The following is a 15,828-nucleotide window of genomic DNA, read 5'->3' on the forward strand; positions in this document are numbered from 1 at the left end:
GCCACACTCAAAGAACGGTCAGCCCTTCTCGGCCTCGCCGGTGGCCTGTTCCATGGCGTCTTCAGGAGATGCCTCGAGGTCCTGTTCGGCGTCGGCGCCCGCCTGGGCGGAGGCCTTGTCGAGGCGGACCCAGCTCGTCACGCTCTCCACCGCGAACAACACGAACAGGTACGCCGTCAGCACCGCCAGCACCGGGGTCAGCACCCCGAACGCCGCCCCCAAACCGATGATCAGCAGGCGCAGCTCCCAGCCGAGCCCGGCGTGGAACACCCAGGCGGGCGGCCAGATGCTCTGCCGGGTCCGGTAGACGGTGTCGTAGGTGTGGTAACCCACGACGTACACCAGCACGAACAGCAGCCACTTGGGCGCGTCGGCGGCCAGGCCGATCGCGATCATGGTGAGGAACTCGGCGCCGCGCAGCAGCGGCGGCGTGAGCCAGTCGAAGCGGCTCAGGTGGTCGCGTGGCGTCGTAGGGAGCACGAGCAGCAACATGATCGCCACGGGCAGCAGCAGGATCGGGCCGGGCTCCAGCACACCGGCGACCGTGATCGCGACGACGGCCAGGAGGGCGACGAGCGTGGCGGGCACGGGCGGCACGCCCTTGCCGAGCTTCCCGGCGAGCACGTGGGCGAGCGGGCCGTCGTCGCGGTAGGCGAGCAGGCGGGCGGTCTGGATGCGGCGGCGTTCCTCGTCGGGGTCCGGCGTGGGGGTGGCCATGGCCTGCGGTTGAGTGATCATACGAGCGACCTCATGAGGCGTCCGGTGAGGGTGTAGGCGGCGGCGACGGAGCCCCAGATCACCAGGGTGAGGAAGGTGATCCGGGCGTCGAAGAGGGCGGCGGTGATCGCGATGGCCGCGAACCGCTCGCCGATGGGGAACACGATCATCTTGCGCGCCCAGTGAACGGCACGGAACTTGCCCGCCCTGGTCCACATCTTGAGCACGCCACGCAGGCCCCGGCTGCGCTCGACCTTGCGGCGTACCAGCGCCTGGCGCAGGTCGCGGTCGTCGGGCGCGTCGAGTGGCAGCGTGGGCAGCGGGGACGGCGGTTTGCGGCGGTTGGAAATGCCGAAGGAGAAGTCGAGCAGGTGGCGTACGGACTGGAGGCCGAGCGCGGCCAGCGCCAGGATCCAGATGTCGTCGCCGTTGCCGGAGACCACCCAGCCGACGGCCAGGCCGGCGAAGACGACATATTCCTTGAACCGGTCGAACGTGGCGTCCAGCCACGCCCCCAGCACGCCGAACTTGCGGGCGTACCGGGCAACCTGCCCGTCGACGCAGTCGAACACGAACGCGAAGTAGATCAGCACGCCGCCCAGCACCATCCACGGCCGGTCGCCGGTGGCGAAGCAGGCGGCCGCGGCCACGCCCAGGATGATCGAGATCAGCGTCACCTGGTTGGGCGTCAGCCCGCGCCGGGCCGCCCAGCGGGCGATGAAGCGGGAGTAGGTGGAGACGAAGTACGTGGTGAAGAAGCCGTCGGCGCCCTTGACCGCGTTGTCGAGCCTGGCCCGGTCCTCGTCCATGCCGGCCATCTCGGCGCCGGCCTCGTTGATCTCCTCCTGGGTCGTGACCCGGCGGTAGAACAGGTCGCGCCGGCCCCGGATGCCGACCGACACGCCGTTGCGCACCAGGCCGAACACGACCAGCTGCACCAGGTCGTCGTCCTTGCCGAACCGGTCGGCCATCGCGGCCAGCTCGCGGCAGGTCTGCGCCAGCATCGGCGCGTTGCGCGCGCTCACGTGCAGCGGGCCGAGCAGCACCGCGTTGGGCCTGGTCACGGCGTGGTGCGCGGTGCCCACCGACACGACGCGCGACTTGCCGACGCGGGCGCGCACGGGCAGACCCTCGACGCGGTTGAGGCCGATCTCGGGCTCGGCCTCGTCGATCGGGACGGTCTCTTCGGACCCGTTCTCCTCGGGGCCGTTGTCCTCCTGCGCCTCTCCTGTCACCTCCGGTCGCGGCTCCTTGGCGACGAGCGCCAGCGCGCCGCGCTTGGCCTTGCTGACCTGGTAGATCAGCTCGTCGTGTACGACCGAGTTCTCCGGGATGATGAAGAGGTTCTCCGTTGCGGACTCTGCGACGTCGGCCAGGGCACGCAGGGCGGCGGCCACGTCGCCGGACTCGATCGCGGCGGGCCGGGGATCCATGGAAGTGAGCTGGCTGCGGAGCCGCTCGGCCACGGTGGGATCACCGGGCAGCGCGGCCAGCCTCAGGCCGGTCGGAGAGGTGTCGGGGCCGGGCGACGCGCCCAGCAGGACCACGCGGGTCATGACTCCCTTTCGAGGCGGTAGCGGGGGGTTGAACAACGGGTAATGCGGGGACAGACGTCAAAGTCTAGTGAGAGTCACGCAAAGTCGCGTCACCAGAGCATGCCCGTAACTTGGCTCCGGTCCGGCCGTAAGATGTCCGAGTGAGTCTCTACCGTGACGAAGGCGTAGTTCTGCGTACGCAGAAGCTCGGTGAGGCCGACCGCATCGTCACCATCCTGGCCAAGCGCACCGGCAAGATCCGGGCGGTGGCGAAGGGCGTGCGGCGCACCACATCGCGCTTCGGGGCCAGGCTGGAGCCGTTCACGCACGTCGACCTGCAGCTGCACACCGGCCGCACGCTCGACGTCGTCACCCAGGCGGAGACCATCAGGCCCTACGGGGAGGCCCTGACCGCCGACTATCCCCGTTACACCGCGGGCAGCGCCATGCTGGAGACGGCCGACCGGCTGACGCACGGGGAGAAGGAGCCGGCGCTGCGGCAGTTCCTGCTGCTGGTGGGCGGGTTGCGCACGCTCGCCGACCGGGGTCACGAGGCCAGGCTGGTGCTGGACGCGTACTTCCTGCGTTCGCTGGCCGTGGCCGGCTACGCCCCCGCGCTGGACGCGTGCGCCAAGTGCCGGGCGCCGGCGATCAGGGCGTTCGCCATCGTCGCCGGTGGCGTGGTGTGCGGGGCCTGCAGGCCGGCCGGCTCGGCCGTACCCGCTGGAGAGACGATCGGGCTCATGACGGCGCTGCTGCGCGGCGACTGGGCCACCGCCGACGCTTCGGAGTCACGCCATCGCAGCGAGTGCAGCGGACTCGTCGCAGCCTATCTGCAGTGGCACCTCGAACACGGAATACGCTCTCTCCGACACGTCGAAAGGGAGCTTCGTGAACGTACGACCACCGACCCCGCATCCGTCGGGCGCGACACCGCCGCCGATCCCGCGTGAGCTGGTGCCCCGGCACGTTGCCATCATCATGGACGGCAACGGCCGCTGGGCCAAGGCACGTGGACTGCCGCGCACCGAGGGGCACAAGGCTGGCGAAGCCTCGCTGTTCGACGTCATCGAGGGGGCGCTCGAGCTGGGGATTCCCTATCTGAGCGCGTTCGCGTTCTCGACTGAGAACTGGAGGCGGTCGCCTGATGAGGTGCGGTTCCTCATGGGGTTCAACCGGGACGTGATCCGGCGGCGCCGCGACGAGCTCAACGCCATGGGCGTGCGCGTGCGGTGGGCCGGCAGACCTGGGCGGTTGTGGAAGAGCGTCATCTCGGAGCTGCAGACCGCCGAGGAGATGACCGTCTCCAACCGGAAGCTGACGTTGCAGTTCTGTGTCAATTACGGGGGGCAGGCCGAGATCGTCGACGCGGCGGTCAAGCTGGCCGCCGACATCGCGGCGGGACGGGTCAAGCCGTCCAAGGTCAACGAGAAGGTGTTCGCCCGCTACCTGGACGAGCCGGAGATCCCGCCGGTCGATCTGTTCCTGCGGTCGTCGGGGGAGCAGCGGTTCTCGAACTTCCTGCTGTGGCAGTCGGCCTATGCCGAGATGGTGTTCCTCGACCGGTTGTGGCCGGACTTCGACCGCAGGGACCTGTGGGAGGCGTGCGAGCTCTACGCCAAGCGCGACAGGCGCTACGGCGGCGCGATCCCCAACCAGGTCTAACCGGCCGCTTCGCGGCCGCTGCGGTAGCGTCCGGGAGCCGTCCCGACCTCCCGCTTGAACGCCTTGGCGAAGGCGAACTCGGAGGTGTAGCCGGTCCGCTCCGCGACCGAGCGCAGCGGCAGGTCCGAGTCGCGCAGCAGCCGGGCCGCCGTGGTCATCCGCCACCAGGTCAGGTACGCCAGCGGCGGCGACCCCACCTTGCCCGTGAACCTCTGCGCGAACGCCGCCCGCGACAACCCCGCCCGGTCGGCCAGCGACTGGACCGTCCAGGGGCGGGCCGGCTGCTGGTGGATGGCCCGCAACGCCGCCGAGACCGCCGGGTCACGAAGGGCCGCGCCCCAGCCGGTCGCCAGGTCGCCGGGCTGGTCCTCGTACCAGGCCCTGAGGATGTACAGGAGCAGGACGTCGAGCAGCGCGGCGGTGGCCGCGTCCGCGCCGGGGCCCGGGGCGGTGTCGAGCTCGCGGCCGAGCAGCTCGATCGCGCCGCGGAGCGAGGGGTGGCGGCCGATCCTGGCCGGGATGTGCATGACGTCGGGCAGCTCGGCCAGCAGCGGATGGATCCTGGACTGGTCCAGCCGGTACGCGCCGCACATCATCTCCGTCGCCGGCCCCTGGCCGTCCCATCGGAGCCTGCCCACGGTGTCGGGGGTGGCCTCGATCGTCGGGGTCGTGACCGTGTCGGCCAGCCCGTGGCCGAGCTCGCGCGGCAGGAACACCACGTCGCCCACGCCCAGCGCGACGGGCTCGCCGCTGGCGGGCAGCAGCCGGCACGAGCCCTGGAGTATCACGTGGCATCCGGCGCCCTGCTGCGGCTGGAAGCGGATACCCCAGGGGGCGCGTACGCGGGTGCGCGAGGCGTGGGGGCGGCCGGTGCGCATGGCGGTGATGGCGTCGCTGAGCACGTCCATGTCCCAAAGGTAGCCCCGCTTTCCCGGTGGCTGGACGATCGGACATAGGCCCCGGACCTTTGGACATGTCAACCGGAGCCACCCTCCTCCTACGGTGAGTCGCAGTTGTCAAGGAGGTATGACATGAGAATCGCCGTTCATGGGGCGAGCGGGTTCACCGGGCGGCTCACGGTCGCGGAGGTGCGGCGCCGGGGGCTCACTCCGGTGCTGGTCGGGCGGAACGAGGACCGGCTGCGCAAGGCCGCCGCCGAAGCCGGGGCCGCCGGTGCGGAGATCAGGGTCGCCGGTCTCGACGAGCCCGTGGCCCTCGCCGAGGCGTTGCGTGACTGCGATGCCGTGATCAACTGCGCTGGGCCGTTCACGCCGATGGGGAAGCCGGTGATCCGGGCCGCCGTCACGGCCGGGACCCACTACCTCGACACGACGGGGGAGCAGCATTACATCAGACGGGTGCTGGACGGGTTTCGCGAGGACGTGGAGCGGGCCGGGGTGGCCGTGGTGCCTGCCATGGCCGACGACGGTGGTCCTGGGGACCTGATCGCGCATCTCGTGGCCGCCCGGCTCGGGTCGGTGGCCGAGCTGGTCGTCGCGGACCTGCGCCGGCCCGGGGCCGCTTCGCGGGGGACCGCACGGTCGATGGCCGCCGTGTTCGCGCAGGGGCCGCTGGAGTATGTGGATGGGGAGTGGCATACCGCGGGCGAAGCACCTGCTCCGCTATCGGCCTCGGGCGGGTCTGCCTCCATGGCCGTTCCGGGTGAGGAGGGGGAGGCGGCCGTCGCCGTGTTCGCGCTTCCCGGTGTGGTCACCGTCCCACGCCACGTCCGTGCCCGGCGGGTGCGTAGCGTGATCCGGGCCGAGGCGGCCGCCATGTTCGTCGCGTTGACGCCGGATGTCGTAGACACCATCCCCGAGACCCCCGACGAGGCGGCCAGGAACGCTTCGCGCTGGCTGATGCTGGCCGAGGCCGTCGACTCCGAGGGGAACCGGGCCCGGGGATGGGTGACCGGGTCCGACGGCTACGGGATGACCGCGGTGATCGCCGTCGAGGGAGCCCGCCGGCTGGTCGCCGACGGGGCTCCGGCGGGGACGCTGACGCCTGCCCAGGCGTTCGACCCGGCCGACTTCCTCGACCACCTCACCACGCACGGCGTCACCTGGCAGATCGTCCAGTCCTGACGCACGTCGCGGGCGGGATCGGCCTGATCGGAGGGGCGCTGACCGCGGCCGTTCTGATCGGTATCGGGTTCGGCCGTCTACGATGCCGTGGCCCGGGCCGGAGCGGTGTGCGCTCGGGCCCGGGCCACGGTCGGAGGGTGCTGGATGGTTGGTCAGGAGGTTTTGACGGTGGGCTCGTCGGTCGGCTTGGTCGGCTTGGTCGGCTTGCCGGGCTTTTCGGCCGGCAGTTGCTCCACCTGGTCGGCGGGTGGTGCGGTGACCGACACGGGGGTGCCGAAGTCGCTGATTTCCATGACGAGCCGTTGGCCGGTGTCGCCGAAGGTGACTTCCAGCCGCCGGACCCGTCCCTGGTCGTCCACGTCCACGGCTCCTGTGGCCCTCAGCGATTTGCCCGGGATCCCCTTGGCCTCGGTCCCGTTCGCGTCCTCCAGTGAGAAGGTGAACCGGCGGCCGGTCCAGCCCTGGCCGGAGGCGGAGCCGTGCTCGCGGACATCAGTGGCCGAACGCAGCCGCTGCAGAGCCGCCTGAGGGTCCAGTGGAGCGAGCTTGACCAGAGCGACGACCGGCGGCGCGCTCGCCAGCTGCACGTCGCTGCGCGGAGAGACCATCCACTTCGCATCGCGACTTTCCTTGTCGAACATCTGGTCGCCGATGAAACGGGTCTCCGCCCCGTCCCCAGCCCGCGTGATGACTGCCACCCGCTGGACGGGGTCGATCGCGCCGTCGAACACCTTGGCGCCAGAGGTGGTGTGAATGCGGTAGCTCTCCTGGCTGGTGTTCTCGGCCGCGGCGAGTACCTGCGCCTGTGCCGAGGACTGGCTCGCGGGCAGTACCACCGCGATCGCACCCACCAGGGCGGCGACGCCCAGCGAGGCGATCGGGACCAGAACCCGGGCCAGCCGGCGCTTCGGCGTCAGGACCCCGCCCAACCGGCGCTTCGGCGTCGCCGGCATGAGGTTGATGCCCGGCGGCCGGTCCTCGGTCGCCTTGGTGAGCAGGGTGCGGAATTCATGCTCGTTCATGGACGGCTCCTCGTGTCGGTATCTCACCGGATCCCACTCCCTTCCTCCTTGGTTCGGTTGACCAGCGTGTCGGGCGGGATCAGCCGCCGCATCGCCTGCAGACCGCGATACGTGTGAGTCTTGACCGTTCCCACCGAACAGCCCATCAGATCGGCGACGTCCGCTTCGGACAGGTCGGCGAAGAACCGCAGCACCAGAGCCGTCCGCTGCCTGACCGGAAGTTTCGCCAGCGCGTTCCGAACGTCCTCAGCCACCGCCCGACCATCCCCCAAGTCACCCGGACCGGGCAGATCAGGCAGTTCAGCACGCGGGATCTCCCGCCGCCACCGTGCCCGCCACCAGGACCGATAGGTGTTGACCAGGATCCGCCGCAGGTAGGCGTCGGGTTCACTACTGGTGTCCAGCCGATGCCACACCCGATACAACTTGCCCAGACAGGACTGCACGAGGTCCTCAGCCGTGTGCCAATCCCCGGTGAGCAGGACCGCCGTCTTCAGGTGGTGGTCTCCCCGGCGCCGCACGAAATCCACGAATTCCGCGTCCACCCGGTCTCCTCTCGTCGATGGAAGCCACCCCTGACACTCCCTGAGCCCCACCCCGGGTTGACGGGAAATATCCGGAATATGCCGCCACGCAACGCAATCAACTCAGACAGACGATCTGAGCACCGTCAACACCCGCTCCCGCGGGGGATCATCCACAGCCGAGCCCGCCACCGCCCACTGGATGGCCGGTCAGTTGGAGCCCACCTGGGTCAACTCACAGCGGCTTCGGGAGCAACCGCGCCATGCACTCTCCGCAGGTATTCCACGGCGTGCTCAGTGGCCGGATCGTGGTTCAACCGCTCTCGGTAGAAGTGCAGTCGGTCCTCGCAGTCGTCGATGATCTCGCTCCAGGTACGTGCCCAGATGCGGACCCCGCCCTCCCATTCCGCAATACAACCAGGCGGCCGGTTCGGCGCACTGGCGTCACGTCTGACAATGTCATCCATCTCCGTGGAGACAACCCAGAAATCCCAGGAAGCGCGAGCATCCCGGAACTGGGGATCGCTGACGATCGCCTCGGCATAACTCTTGATCTGGGCGACCTCTATCTGGCCGATCTTTACCTTGGGAGCCTTGAGTTCGACGACGAGATGCTCCCTCCCGGAGCTTCCTCGATGTGCCCGTCCCAATAGCAGGTCGACGATCCCGGTCCGGCCGTCCGCACGACGCACTGGATTGAGCCGACCGTTATGCGGCGCCCGGCCCAGCGCTTCGAGATGGCGTTCGAGCACCGCGTCCAGACTCTGATCGCTGACCATCAGTGTGTAGGCGTCCCCGAAGATCCACGTCTCCCGCTCCAGGATCTTGTGCAGCTCGCTTCGTTCCTTGACCGTCTGGCTGATTTCCGGCTCGAAGACGAGCTTCTTCAGCGCGGCGAGGAAATCGAGCCGGTCGCTGACCTGACCGGTAGCCTTGATCACCTCGGAAAGGCTGGTTCGCTGAAGAATGCGTTTCAGCTCTTCCTGCTCCGATTGAGGCAGCCGAAACAGTTCGTCCAGCACTGGGTAGAGCCCACTCGGATCATGCGAGATGATCTCCCTGAGCAACCGCAGGGTGGTTTTCTTACTCTGCGGCACTCCGGGTAGCCGACGTGCGATTGTGGTGGCTACCTCGTCGAACATCTGGCGCTCCACGGCCTGCGCGGCCAGGGCGGGCTCGCCGGAATAGGGATAAACTCCCTCGCTTTTCCATTCCTGGATCAGCCTGGCCCGGCGCTCCTGATCACGCCTCTTGAAATGCCCGCGCAACGATTCTCGCGCCAACTCCAGAAGTTCGGCGGTCTCGTCCATTTCCACCAGCGGTAGGTTGCCCCGCTGCTCTACGAATCCATCCCACAGCAGGTAGGCGGTGAAGTGATAACCGGGCGCCTGTATGCCAGGCGACGCTTCGTCCAGGACCACGCCGTTCGCATCGCAGAGGGCCAGCACGCGGCCGACATTCTTGGGCCATTCGATGACCCGCAGCAGCGGTTCGGCGAGCCCCGGGGAGTCTGACCAGCGTACGACGTATTCGGCCGTGTCCGTCCACACCATGGCCGGGTCGAGGGCTGTTCCCTGATAAGTGATCCGCACATCGGCATTGGCCGCCAGGAACGGGGCGAATATCGAGGCGAGTTGTTGAGCCGTGTCGTCATGGATGAGACGGCCGACGAAATCCGCCGGCACCAACGCCTCGACCCGGGTGCCGCTCGGCTCCGTCACGTACTCGGGATCGGAGATGTCGAAATCGGCGGGCCGATCGACCGCCCCGCTGATGACCGTACGCTCGGTCCGCCCGTCGATCGCTTCCGCGACCGTGATCCAGCGGACCTGCTCTCCCAGCGCGAAAGCGCGCAGTCTGCCCTGCCCGCTGCGGCCGTGCAGGCCACGCTTCAGTTGCGGCGAGAACTTGGCGGTGGTCTTCCACGAGCCGCCGAGGCCGCCGAAGAAGCCCGCGCACGAGGCGTTCGGCATGCCGTGGCCGTCATCGGTGATGCTGACCGATTCCACGCCGTTCAGTTCGTTGACCTCGAGTTCGACGCTGACCTGACCCGCCTCGGCGTCCAGCGCGTTCCAGATCATTTCCGCGACCGCGCTCACCGGGTCCTTCTGGCGCGCGAGGCGCAGGAGGTGATCCGGTTTGGCTTCGATATGAACGGTGCGCACGCGGCCACTATCCCAGATGACGTGCGAAATCGCGCGCAAGATCGCTCAAAGCAACCCCGAGATCAGGATTGGGGGTACAGACGATGATCTGCCTACGCTGCCCGCCCCCGCCCTCGCCCGTCGGGACGCACTGGACACCCACCCTGGTGTGCAATATCCCGGAACGGGGAGGCGGCGGAGTTCCACGGTGGCTCTGGCCGCCGCGCGGGTAGGAGGGGGACCGTGAGCGAGCATGGCGACGTTCAGGGCCGGCGAGAAGTTCGCATCCGCAAGCCGTACTTCGACCTCATCGCCTCAGGGGTCAAGACCGTCGAGGTACGGGTGGCATATGCGAGCATGCGGAAGATCCAGCCCGGCCAGGAACTCGGCTTCGTCTCGGGCGATGAGCGGCTGCGGACTCGGGTGATTCGGGTGTCGGAGTACGAGACCTTCGAGGGCATGCTGGCGCACGAGGACCCTGTCGCCATCGGCGGCGATCTCGGCAAGAACCCTCAGGAACTGCTGGCGGTCATCCGGGGCATTTACCCACCGGAGAAGGAACGCCTGGGTGTCCTTGCCATCGGTTTGGAGTTGATCTCGCCATAGCCGTCAGCTGATGGACATCGCGTTCAGCCGGCATGGCATGCTGCCGCTTTCGCCGCCCGTGGGAGCACGGCGCTTGGCGGACGCCGAGGATCAGACGCTGGAGCGGCTGGTACGGCGGGCAACGCGGGTCCAGGCGTGCGTTGATCATCATGGCATTGGCTCTGCGTGCGAAGCATGGCGCTGATTCCCTAATTCCGACATTCGTGAGGATCATCACATCATGGGATGATTGGGACTAAACGGGATGTGTGTCGAGTTAACGCAGACGTAACACATTGAGCGCGTTCGTCGCTGGAGTCACCAGGGCAACGTGCGTGTCAAAGGAGACACACAGCCATGAGCAAGATCACTCGGCGCTTGGCGACCGCAGCCGCCACCCTTGCAGTCACGGGCGGCATCATCTTCGCCGCGAGTGGAGCCGCCTCGGCGGCCACGAATGAGCATGCCGGCCAAGGTGGCACCGTCGCCATCAGCTATCAGACAGTGCGCCACAACAGTGACGCCCAGCGTTGGGATGGCCAGCGGTGGTGGTACCGCCACAGCGGCCACGGCGACTGGTACAGCTCTGACCATGGCCAGCACTACCGGTTTGACGGCCACCGTTTCTACCGATGGAGCGGCGGCAAGTGGAAGGCCGTGTCAGGCGCCTACGCCCGGCATCACTCCCTCGACCGTAAAGATTTCCATGCCGGTTCCCCTCGTGGCCACGGCAACAACGGCCACGGTCACGGCTACGACCACGACGGTCACGGCAACGGTCATGGCCACAACGACGGCAACGGTCATGGCCACAACGACCACGGCAACGGCCACGACAGCAACGGTCACTCCGGGCACGGACGCTGAGGCTGAGGACCGCCGGCCCGGTGGTACCGCCGGGCCAGCCTGGTCCTGTTCCGCCAAGCCGGCGGGTCATTGCGCTGGATGAGACGTCCGGGTGTCAAGGGCCGCGACCATTCGATGAGCTTGATCGCGAACGCGGCAGGGGGCGTCTGTGGTTCGCTTGTTCCCACCGGGGTGCTCCCCTTACGCGCGGCGGCGGGCGCGGTAGGCGGCTACGTGCATGCGGTTGCCGCACGTGCGGCTGTCGCAGTAAACGCGGGACCGGTTGCGGGACTCGTCCACGAAGACGCGGTCGCAGTCCGGGGCCGAGCAGGTGCGGAGGCGTTCGGACTCGCCGTCCACCAGCAGGTGCGCCAGGGCCACCCCGCAGTCCGCCGCCACGTGTTCCGCCAGCGTCGCGTCCGCGGCGAAGTAGTGCACGTGCAGGGGATGGCCGTCATGCTCCGTGAGTCTCGGGGTGATGCGGGTCTCCGAGAGCAGGGCGTTCAGGGTGCGGACGGCCGTGGGCTGGTCGGGGGCGGTGAAGACGCGGTGGAACGCCTCGCGTACCAGCCGTACCTGGCCCAGGTCGCGGGGCGTCAGCGTACTGACGCCGCTGACCTGCCGGGACTCCACGAACGTCTGTAGCTCGGCCAGCGTGGCCAGGCCGTCATCCCCGCCGGTGGAGGGCGAGGTGTTGACCAGCTCGACAACGGTGGCCAAAGAATGCACCATGTCATGGCCAAACGGCATGTTGACTCCTGTTCGCGCTGGGTTCTAGCGTGGTCGCAGCGTATCTCCTGCATGGGGTTCCGGGGGTTTCCATGAGTGCACATCGGCGTATTGTGCTGATCGCGATCGTCGGTGCGCTGGTCATTTCCACCTCCGCGCCCCTGGTGCGGTTATCGGGTGTATCGCCTGCCACGTCCGCGTTGTTCCGTTGCGCGTACGCCGTGCCGCCGATGCTCGTCCTGGCCTGGCTGGAGCGGCGCAGGCTGGGGCCGTTGCCGTTCAGGGCGATGGTGGTGGCCTGGCTGGCGGGGGTGGTGTTCGCGCTCGATCTGCTGTTCTGGCACCACGCTATCGACTATGTGGGCGCCGGGCTGGCGACCGTGCTGGGGAATCTGCAGGTGTTCATCGTGGCGTTCGCCGCCTGGGGGTTGTTCGGGGAGCGACCGGCCAGGCGGCTCATGGTCAGCACGCCTGTCGTGTTCGCCGGTGTGGTGCTGATCTCCGGGGTGTTCGACAGTGCCGCCTACGGGAGTGATCCTTTTATGGGCGTGCTGGCCGGGGTGGCCACGTCCATCTCCTATGCGGCGTTCCTGCTGCTCATGAAGGCCGGGTCCGCGCGGGCCGCAGGGCCGCTCGCGCACGCGACCGTGGTCGCCACCTTGATGATCGCGGTGCTCAGTCCGCTGTTCGGGGGTGCGGATCTCGCGCCCAGCTGGCCGGCGCACGGCTGGTTGTTGCTGCTCGCCCTGGGGCCTCAGGTGCTGGGGTGGTCGCTGATCACGTTCTCATTGCCGCGGCAACCCGCCGCGCTCACCGCCCTGTTGCTGCTGATCCAGCCGATGACGACCGTGGTGCTCTCCGCTGTGGCGCTCGGCGAGCGGCCGTCGCCGCTGCAGCTCGCCGGGTGCGCGGTGATCGTCCTGGGGGTCCTGTACGGTTCCCGCCGCGGCTCCCGGCCCCACCCGGCCGGTGCCGAACGCGATGAGCCCGCCGCCCTCAGCAGCCCGTCCGGACCGGCATAAAGCAGGCCTCAGCCCCTCCGGACCGCCGGCGTGGAGCAGGACGAGCAGGTGCCGAAGACCTCCACCGTGTGCGTGATCTCGGTGAACCCGTGCTCGCTCCCCACCATCTCGGCCCAGCGCTCCACCGCGGGCCCGGCGACCTCCACGGTGCGCCCGCAACGACGGCACACCAGGTGATGGTGGTGCACGTCGCTGGCGCAGGCCCGGTAGACGGACTCGCCCTCGTCCGTACGCAACACGTCGACCTTGCCCCCGTCGGCGAGCGCCTGCAGGGCGCGGTAGACGGTGGTCAGGCCGATCTTGGCGCCGTGCAGGCGCATCTCGGCGTAGACGTCCTGCGCGCTGCGGAAGCCCTCGCTCTTGCGGAGAGTGTCGTGCACGGCATCGCGCCTTGTCGTCATACGACCTCCTCGACACGCATCTTCGGCCGCTCGCTCACGGTAGATTCCTGGGCTCGCCGTACGAATTTACCGACCCCGAGGGCCACGACGAAGCCGGCGAGCGCAAGAAGCACGATCGCCGCGCCAGGAGGCACCTTAGCGGAGTAGGTGGAGGCGAGCAGGCCGCCGACCGAGGCGAGCACCCCGAACACCATGGCCAGCAGCATCGTGGCGCGGAACCCCCTGGTGAGCTGCTGGCTGGTGGCCACCGGGATCACCATCAGCGCGCTGACCAGCAGCAGGCCGACCACGCGCATGGCGATGACGACCGTGAGCGCGGCCGTGACGGCGATCAGCAGGCTGAGGAAGCGCACCGGCAGGCCGCTGGCCCTGGCCATCTCCTCGTCCTGGCAGAGCACGAACAGCTCCCTGCCGAAGATCACCACCACCGCGATCACCGCGACGGCCAGCGCGGCGATGACCCAGATGTCCTGAGGGGTGACGCTGGCGATGGCGCCGAACAGGTAGGAGTTCAGCTTGGCGTTGCTGCCGCCCGGCGCGATGGCCATGAGCATGACGCCGCCCGCGATCCCGCCGTAGAACAGCAGCGCCAGCGCCACGTCGCCGCTCGTCCGCCCGCGCGCCCTGACCAGCTCGATGGCCACGGCGCCGATGACGGCCACGATCACGGCGGTCAGCACCGGCGCCGTGCCGGTCAGGAAGCCCAGGGCCACGCCGGTCAGCGCCACGTGTCCGACGCCGTCGCCGAGCAACGCCAGCCTGCGCTGCACGATGAACGTCCCCACCGCCGGCGCGCACAACCCCACCAGCAGCGCCGCGATCAGCGCGAGCTGGAAGAGCTGCTCCTGCAGCAACTCCATGATCATATCGGCTCCCCCTGCCACCCGCTGAGACCACTGAGAGGTCCCGCGGCCGTTTCCGCGGTATGCGGGTGCTGGTGCTCGTGCCCTGGCAGCGCGCAGTCGCCTTCGGGCCGCGGCGGGCGGCCGTCGTGCGCGACCCGCCCCTCGCGGATCACCACGCCGCGCGTGATGATCGGCTCCAGCGGGCCCAGCTCGTGCGCGACCAGCACCACCGTCTTGCCGTCGAGCACCAGCCCGGACAGCGTGTCGGCGAGCAACCGCTGCGTCTCGGCGTCCACGCCCGCGGTCGGCTCGTCCATCACGTACGTGTCCGGCTCCCCGGCCAGCGCGCGGGCGATGAGCACCCGCTGCTGCTGGCCGCCCGACAGCGACTGGACCGGGTCGTTCGCCCGGTCGGCCAGCCGGACGGCCTCCAGCGCGCCCGACACGGCCGCCTTGTCTGCCGCGCTGGTCCTGCGGAGCCTGCTCTGCCTGGCGATGCGGCCCGAGGCCACGACCTCGCGTACGGTCGCGGGCACGCCGCCGCCGACCTGGAGCCGTTGCGGCACGTAGCCGATGCGCCACCAGTCGCGGAACCTGCCCGGCGCGGAGCCGTACACCAAGGTCGTGCCGCTGGTCAGCGGCGTGAGGCCGAGCAGCGTGCGGACCAGTGTGGACTTGCCGGAGCCGTTGGCGCCCAGGAGGGCGACGACCTCCCCGGGACTGACGGTCAGGTCGATCCCCCGAAGGACGGGCTTGCCATCGAAGGAGACCCGGCCGTCGGTCATCGCGAAGGCCGTTTCGCTCATGCCGTACACCCCAGTGCTGTTTGTAGGGTTTTGAGGTTATCGCGCATGGCGGACAGATAGTCGCCCGAGGGCTTGCTCTCCAGCGGGTCGAGTACGGCGGTCTTCGCGCCCACCTCGTTCGCGAGCACCTCGGCCACCTTCGGGCTGACCAGGGATTCGGTGAAGATCGTGGTCACGCCCTCGGCCTTGGAGAGCTTGGCCACCTCCGAGAGGCGCGCGGGCGACGGCTCCTGCTCGGGGTCGAGGGTGATGCCGACCTGCTTCAGCTTGTAGCGATCGGAGAGGTAGCCGAACGCCTCGTGCGCGGTGACCAGTGTCTTGGTCTTGCAGGTGCTCAGCCCCGCCGCGAGCTCCTGGTCCAGCGTCCCCAGCGCGCCCGCCGTCTTGGCGGCGCGGTCCTTGTACGCCTGCGCGTGCGCCGGGTCGGCGGCCCCCAGGCGCTCGCCCAGCTTGGTGGCGACGGTGGCCAGGCGGGCGGGGTCGAGCCAGATGTGCGGGTCGTACGAGACCGTGTGCGCCTCTTCGCCCTCCTCCGCGTGCTCCCCGGCGGGGAGGGTGGTGACGGCGGTGACGGCGTCGAAGCTCGTGTCCTGCGCCACCGCGTCGTCCACAGCCGGCTGGACGCCCTTGATGTAGACGGTGAGCGCGGCGTTCTGGATGTCGGTCACCTGCTGGATGCCCAGCTCCAGGTCGTGCGGCTCGACGCCGGGCGCGGTCAGCACCGTCACCTGTACGTCGGATCCCCCCACCTGCTCGGTCAGCCACTGGAGCGGGTAGAAGGCGGCGACCACCTTGGGCTTGGTCCCTGAAGCGGTGGTGGTCCCTGCGGAGCCGGATCCGCAGGCGGCGGTGGTGAGCAGCGCGGCTCCGGCCAGCAAACCGGCAGCATACGACCGGGAATGT

The 15,828-nt window shown here is 69.0% G+C and carries 17 protein-coding genes; 6 read left to right on the top strand and 11 right to left on the bottom strand.

All coding sequences use genetic code 11. The annotated features are described in order from the left end of the window. Positions 1-18 precede the first annotated feature (18 nt). Entirely contained in the window at positions 19-738 is a 720-nt protein-coding gene (locus tag ACFLIM_RS04800) for a DUF5941 domain-containing protein (protein WP_393162273.1), read from the bottom strand. Continuing rightward, positions 735-2,273, bottom strand: coding sequence for a CDP-alcohol phosphatidyltransferase family protein (locus ACFLIM_RS04805; RefSeq protein ID WP_393162275.1), 1,539 nt, complete (start codon positions 2,271-2,273; stop codon positions 735-737). Before ACFLIM_RS04805 ends, ACFLIM_RS04800 begins: the two co-directional genes overlap by 4 nt. Positions 2,274-2,413: 140 nt before the next feature. Here ACFLIM_RS04805 and recO point away from each other — a divergent pair, with 140 nt between their 5' ends. Beyond that, entirely contained in the window at positions 2,414-3,205 is a 792-nt protein-coding gene (gene recO / locus ACFLIM_RS04810; protein ID WP_393162277.1) for a DNA repair protein RecO, read from the top strand. Continuing rightward, a complete protein-coding gene (locus ACFLIM_RS04815; RefSeq protein ID WP_393162279.1) occupies positions 3,144-3,917 on the top strand; it encodes an isoprenyl transferase in 774 nt (257 codons plus the stop codon). The genes recO and ACFLIM_RS04815 overlap by 62 nt, the downstream gene beginning before the upstream one ends. Here ACFLIM_RS04815 and ACFLIM_RS04820 read toward each other — a convergent pair. Then, a complete protein-coding gene (locus ACFLIM_RS04820) occupies positions 3,914-4,825 on the bottom strand; it encodes an AraC family transcriptional regulator (protein WP_393162281.1) in 912 nt (303 codons plus the stop codon). The two genes, ACFLIM_RS04815 and ACFLIM_RS04820, sit on opposite strands and share 4 nt — an antisense overlap. A 123-nt stretch (positions 4,826-4,948) precedes the next feature. Here ACFLIM_RS04820 and ACFLIM_RS04825 point away from each other — a divergent pair, with 123 nt between their 5' ends. Continuing rightward, positions 4,949-6,001, top strand: a complete 1,053-nt coding sequence (locus ACFLIM_RS04825) for a saccharopine dehydrogenase family protein (protein WP_393162283.1) — start codon at positions 4,949-4,951, stop codon at positions 5,999-6,001. A gap of 152 nt (positions 6,002-6,153) precedes the next feature. Here the strand turns inward: ACFLIM_RS04825 and ACFLIM_RS04830 are convergent, their stop codons facing one another. From ACFLIM_RS04830 to ACFLIM_RS04840, 3 genes are all read right to left on the bottom strand, one after another. Next, positions 6,154-7,023: a hypothetical protein gene (locus ACFLIM_RS04830; protein WP_393162285.1), complete on the bottom strand. Its 870-nt coding sequence runs from the start codon at positions 7,021-7,023 to the stop codon at positions 6,154-6,156. A gap of 23 nt (positions 7,024-7,046) precedes the next feature. Further along, entirely contained in the window at positions 7,047-7,568 is a 522-nt protein-coding gene (locus ACFLIM_RS04835) for a SigE family RNA polymerase sigma factor (protein WP_393162287.1), read from the bottom strand. Positions 7,569-7,777: 209 nt separating this feature from the next. Then, a complete protein-coding gene (locus ACFLIM_RS04840) occupies positions 7,778-9,712 on the bottom strand; it encodes an ATP-binding protein (protein ID WP_393162289.1) in 1,935 nt (644 codons plus the stop codon). A gap of 222 nt (positions 9,713-9,934) precedes the next feature. On the opposite strand from ACFLIM_RS04840, the gene ACFLIM_RS04845 reads away from it, so the two are divergent. Continuing rightward, entirely contained in the window at positions 9,935-10,297 is a 363-nt protein-coding gene (locus ACFLIM_RS04845; protein ID WP_393162291.1) for an ASCH domain-containing protein, read from the top strand. A gap of 336 nt (positions 10,298-10,633) precedes the next feature. Continuing rightward, positions 10,634-11,143, top strand: a complete 510-nt coding sequence (locus tag ACFLIM_RS04850; RefSeq protein ID WP_393162293.1) for a hypothetical protein — start codon at positions 10,634-10,636, stop codon at positions 11,141-11,143. A gap of 180 nt (positions 11,144-11,323) precedes the next feature. On the opposite strand, the gene ACFLIM_RS04855 is transcribed toward ACFLIM_RS04850, so the two are convergent. Next, positions 11,324-11,851, bottom strand: coding sequence for a CGNR zinc finger domain-containing protein (locus tag ACFLIM_RS04855; RefSeq protein WP_393162524.1), 528 nt, complete (start codon positions 11,849-11,851; stop codon positions 11,324-11,326). A gap of 92 nt (positions 11,852-11,943) precedes the next feature. Here ACFLIM_RS04855 and ACFLIM_RS04860 point away from each other — a divergent pair, with 92 nt between their 5' ends. Continuing rightward, positions 11,944-12,873 (top strand): DMT family transporter, encoded by a 930-nt coding sequence (locus tag ACFLIM_RS04860; RefSeq protein WP_393162295.1) that lies wholly within the window; start codon positions 11,944-11,946, stop codon positions 12,871-12,873. Between the two features lie 8 nt (positions 12,874-12,881). On the opposite strand, the gene ACFLIM_RS04865 is transcribed toward ACFLIM_RS04860, so the two are convergent. Genes ACFLIM_RS04865 through ACFLIM_RS04880 form a run of 4 tightly spaced genes read right to left on the bottom strand, consistent with a single transcriptional unit; the run spans position 12,882 to position 15,803 of the window. Next, positions 12,882-13,274, bottom strand: a complete 393-nt coding sequence (locus tag ACFLIM_RS04865) for a Fur family transcriptional regulator (protein WP_393162297.1) — start codon at positions 13,272-13,274, stop codon at positions 12,882-12,884. Next, entirely contained in the window at positions 13,271-14,137 is an 867-nt protein-coding gene (locus tag ACFLIM_RS04870) for a metal ABC transporter permease (RefSeq protein WP_393162526.1), read from the bottom strand. Before ACFLIM_RS04870 ends, ACFLIM_RS04865 begins: the two co-directional genes overlap by 4 nt. Further along, positions 14,137-14,925, bottom strand: coding sequence for a metal ABC transporter ATP-binding protein (locus ACFLIM_RS04875; protein WP_393162299.1), 789 nt, complete (start codon positions 14,923-14,925; stop codon positions 14,137-14,139). The genes ACFLIM_RS04870 and ACFLIM_RS04875 overlap by 1 nt, the downstream gene beginning before the upstream one ends. Next, positions 14,922-15,803 (bottom strand): metal ABC transporter substrate-binding protein, encoded by an 882-nt coding sequence (locus ACFLIM_RS04880; RefSeq protein WP_393162301.1) that lies wholly within the window; start codon positions 15,801-15,803, stop codon positions 14,922-14,924. The genes ACFLIM_RS04875 and ACFLIM_RS04880 overlap by 4 nt, the downstream gene beginning before the upstream one ends. Positions 15,804-15,828 lie beyond the last annotated feature (25 nt).

Origin of the sequence: Nonomuraea marmarensis, from assembly GCF_043197025.1 — a bacterium.
Taxonomy (GTDB): Bacteria; Actinomycetota; Actinomycetes; order Streptosporangiales; family Streptosporangiaceae; genus Nonomuraea; species Nonomuraea marmarensis.

Excerpts from the sequence above, each read along its gene's own strand:
- ACFLIM_RS04805 (WP_393162275.1), bottom strand. The coding sequence starts at position 2,273 with ATGACCCGCGTGGTCCTGCTGGGCGCGTCGCCCGGCCCCGACACCTCT.
- ACFLIM_RS04865 (WP_393162297.1), bottom strand. The coding sequence starts at position 13,274 with ATGACGACAAGGCGCGATGCCGTGCACGACACTCTCCGCAAGAGCGAG.
- ACFLIM_RS04800 (WP_393162273.1), bottom strand. The coding sequence starts at position 738 with ATGATCACTCAACCGCAGGCCATGGCCACCCCCACGCCGGACCCCGAC.
- ACFLIM_RS04850 (WP_393162293.1), top strand. The coding sequence starts at position 10,634 with ATGAGCAAGATCACTCGGCGCTTGGCGACCGCAGCCGCCACCCTTGCA.
- ACFLIM_RS04875 (WP_393162299.1), bottom strand. The coding sequence starts at position 14,925 with ATGAGCGAAACGGCCTTCGCGATGACCGACGGCCGGGTCTCCTTCGAT.
- ACFLIM_RS04860 (WP_393162295.1), top strand. The coding sequence starts at position 11,944 with ATGAGTGCACATCGGCGTATTGTGCTGATCGCGATCGTCGGTGCGCTG.
- ACFLIM_RS04830 (WP_393162285.1), bottom strand. The coding sequence starts at position 7,023 with ATGAACGAGCATGAATTCCGCACCCTGCTCACCAAGGCGACCGAGGAC.
- ACFLIM_RS04820 (WP_393162281.1), bottom strand. The coding sequence starts at position 4,825 with ATGGACGTGCTCAGCGACGCCATCACCGCCATGCGCACCGGCCGCCCC.
- ACFLIM_RS04825 (WP_393162283.1), top strand. The coding sequence starts at position 4,949 with ATGAGAATCGCCGTTCATGGGGCGAGCGGGTTCACCGGGCGGCTCACG.